Annotated in this window: 3 protein-coding genes and 1 pseudogene; all 4 read right to left on the reverse strand. The window is 57.3% G+C overall.

From position 1 onward, the window contains the following. Nucleotides 1–141: 141 nt before the first annotated feature. Nucleotides 142–588, reverse strand: a complete 447-nt coding sequence (locus QVP03_RS08225) for a hypothetical protein (RefSeq protein ID WP_288210711.1) — start codon at nt 586–588, stop codon at nt 142–144. Between the two features lie 24 nt (nt 589–612). Then, the gene (locus tag QVP03_RS08230; RefSeq protein WP_022333022.1) at nt 613–1,257 is read right to left on the reverse strand and encodes an ATP-binding protein; all 645 of its coding nucleotides are present in this window, start codon (nt 1,255–1,257) and stop codon (nt 613–615) included. An 11-nt stretch (nt 1,258–1,268) separates the two neighbouring features. Beyond that, on the reverse strand, nt 1,269–2,126 hold the full coding sequence (locus QVP03_RS08235) for an ATP-binding protein (protein WP_022333023.1): 858 nt from the start codon (nt 2,124–2,126) through the stop codon (nt 1,269–1,271). Nucleotide 2,127: 1 nt separating this feature from the next. Then, nucleotides 2,128–3,072: pseudogene (locus tag QVP03_RS08240) on the reverse strand (hypothetical protein); the annotation flags it as partial.

A 3,072-nucleotide genomic window follows, 5' to 3' on the forward strand; every position in this document is an offset into this window, starting at 1 on the left:
TGCACGTTGCAGTCCATGCCCTCGGATATGGTCATGCGCTTTTCCAGTACAACGGCGCGGGGGAAGTTCTTGCGGATAAATCCCTTATCGACGAGCCGCTGGGCGAATTGTTCGAGAAATCGTTCTTGTGTGATTGTCATGTCAGTTAGGTATTTGTCGTTGTTCACTCTGCGAGTAGATCGCCATGCTTACCAGCTCGTCGATCATGCGGGAATCTTTCTGCTTATTGAGAAAGGCGTTGTAGACATTGCGCAGCCGTTCGGGAGGAATGCGGTTGAAGTTGTCGGACTTCGTGGCCCGACACGCAATCGCTTTGATGTCGGCGATGTTCTCCGGCTTGCCCTGCATCCGCAGCCAGCCGCCGATGGCCGCGATCACCTGCTTGCGCAGGCGGTCGAGTTTCACCGCATTGCTGTCGAGGCGCTTTTCGAGCGCGCGGCAGATGTTCATCAGATCGTCGTTGTTGATGTCCGCAGAACTCTCGACGCCGTAGCCTTCGATGATCGCGGACTTCTCCTCGGCAGACAGGCGCAGCCTGCTGCATAGGGTGTGGAACTGCCGCAGCAGCCACTTTTGTTGTTTTTCCATTACACTTGTTGCCATATTATTCAGTTATTCAATGTTTGCCAAATATTCCGCTGCGCCTTCCTCCCATATCACGAAGTCCTCGCCGCCTTCGCCCTTTTCCCGGTCCTCGAACCGCGTTGTCGTGAACACCTTGTACCCCTCGACGTGCATCTTGATATCGGACAACTTGCGGATTTTCTCGGCGATGGCGGGCGACGGTTTGCCCTTGTCGTCCTCGTGCGCGAGAAACACGAACAGCTTGTTCGGGTAGTCGTTCACCAGCTTTTGATAGTCCGACATCCGCAGCCCGATCAGACACATCACCGAGTCGATGATTACCACGTTCGGACTCTTGCGCTTCGCCAGCCGCGCCCGCAGTTCCGGGATGCCTTCCTTGTCGAGCAGGATCACCTTTGCGCCGACGGCCTCCATGCCGACCCGGTTCCATGCCTTTTGCAGCGAGAGCGACAACCCTTGTTCGAGGGAGTCGAAGGCCACCTTATCGACGAAGTTCGTGAGGTACTTGGCGAGTTGCAGGGCAAACGTCGTTTTACCTACACCGGAATTGCCGAAAATCAACCACGACCCCTTTAATTCGGGACAGCCGAGGGCCGCCTTGAACGCGCCCTCGAACGGGGCCGGGTTGAATTTCGCATCCGCGACGTTCTTGTTGCTGATCGCCTTTGCCATTTAAAGAGCGTTTAATTACCGTTTAAAGCCTCTTTTTTAGCTGCGTGAACACGCCGTTTCACGCGTCGCAGATCGCACTCGCAATCGTCGATGATCTCCTCGATGGTCGCCCGGTCCGTGACGCCGTTGGCGATGCACACGGCGGCAATATCCTCGTTGTTCACGACGGGCATCGGGACGAACTTCCGTCCTACACGCGAGTAGATTTCCTTGTAGCCTTTCCGATTTGCCTTCACGCCGCGCGTGATGCGCTTCTTGAGGTAGTCGGTCGCGCAAATGACGATGCCGCACTGATCTTCAAGTTTGTTGTACAGGCTGATGAAGAAATAGAGCACCTGATCGCTCAACTTGTCGGCCTCGTCCATGACGATAATCGGCGTAGCCTTGCGCTTGAGGTTGTAGACGGCTTCGGAAACCATTTCGGCAACCGTGCTGCCCGTAGCTTCGACGCCCATCACCTGCAACAACTCGGCGAAGAACTGTTTGCGATTCCAGTACTCCGAGCAGGACAGCACGAACACGTCGCGGTGCTGGCGGGCGTATGTCTGTATCGCCTGCGACTTGCCGCACCCGGCATCGCCCGTCACGGCCAGCACCAGCGCGTTCTCCTGCGCATCTTGGAGCAGGTCATACATACGGGTATAGCCTTGGGTCTGTATAACAACCCATTTGCGCGGGTCGTAACCGATCTGCGCCGCGATATTACGCCACATCTCCTCGGTGATTAACTCCCAGTTCCCGTTAAAGATTTGCGAGATTGTAGCGGCGCTTACGGCGTTGAGCGATGCGGCGGCCTTGTTTTGGCTGCCCTTCAAATCGCAGTACGCTTTCAGCAGGTCCGCGATGGCTTGTTTTTCGGTGTCTTTCATATCAGTAGAGATTAAATATTGATTCTTTCTTTGCGGGTTTCGGAGCGATCTCCTCGACGGTCTTAACCTCGATCTCCTTCACATTCACGGCCGCGAGCCGCCGGGCGTTGCGCTGGTCCTTGTGCTGGCCTCGTGAGTCGCAGAGCACCGCGCGGGCAAGGGTGTTGTCGAGTTGCGGGTTGTGGGCGAACAGTTGCTCGACTCTTTCGCCCGCAATGGCGAGCTGGCCCTTTACGTGACCTTCGAGCTGCGTGTTGTATTGCTTCACCCGCGCAAGCTCCGCGGCGTCGCCCTCGGTCCGCTCCACCAGCGCCATCGGCTGCACGTATTTGCTTTCGAGCATGAACCGCAGCGCACCGTCATCGCTCACGGCCAGCACTTGGTCGAGATTGTCCGGGTCATACTTCACGTTCCAGCGAATGTGCGCATACTGCCGGAAACGCAGGTCGAAGCAGTCGTAAGACCTGCGGGCGCCGAGCAGTTTCACATTCAGCCCCGAACCTTCGAGGGCGTTCTTGTAGCCCGTTTCCGCGCCGAAGTTGAGCAGGTATTGCTCCGTCGAGAGCGGCAGACGGCGGTTTTCGGGAACCTCGGCCCACAGTTTCAGATAGTCGGCACGCTTGGCGGCACGTTCCGCCTCGATGATATTTTCGATCTGCATCCGGCAGCCCGCCTCGTCGGGGAACTCCTTGCGGTAGGCGTTCAGCGCGTCGGCGTTCGGCTGTTTTTTCTTGTCCGAGGTGATACCGAAGCCCGACCAGTTGCGGCACAGTTGGCAGTAGCCCTCGTTCAACGAACGAAAGTACCGCTCGACGGGTTTCGACTTGGCGTTCTTCACGCGGGCGGGCGTCACCTTGTCGCCAGCGACCGCATAGATCGGGAACATGGCTTTCATCGCGTAGTGGTCGCTCTGTATTTGGTTGGCCCGGTAGCGCTGGCCGAACAG

Source organism: Alistipes sp. CAG:29 (genome assembly GCF_000435435.1).
In the GTDB taxonomy this organism is placed as follows: Bacteria; Bacteroidota; Bacteroidia; order Bacteroidales; family Rikenellaceae; genus Alistipes; species Alistipes onderdonkii.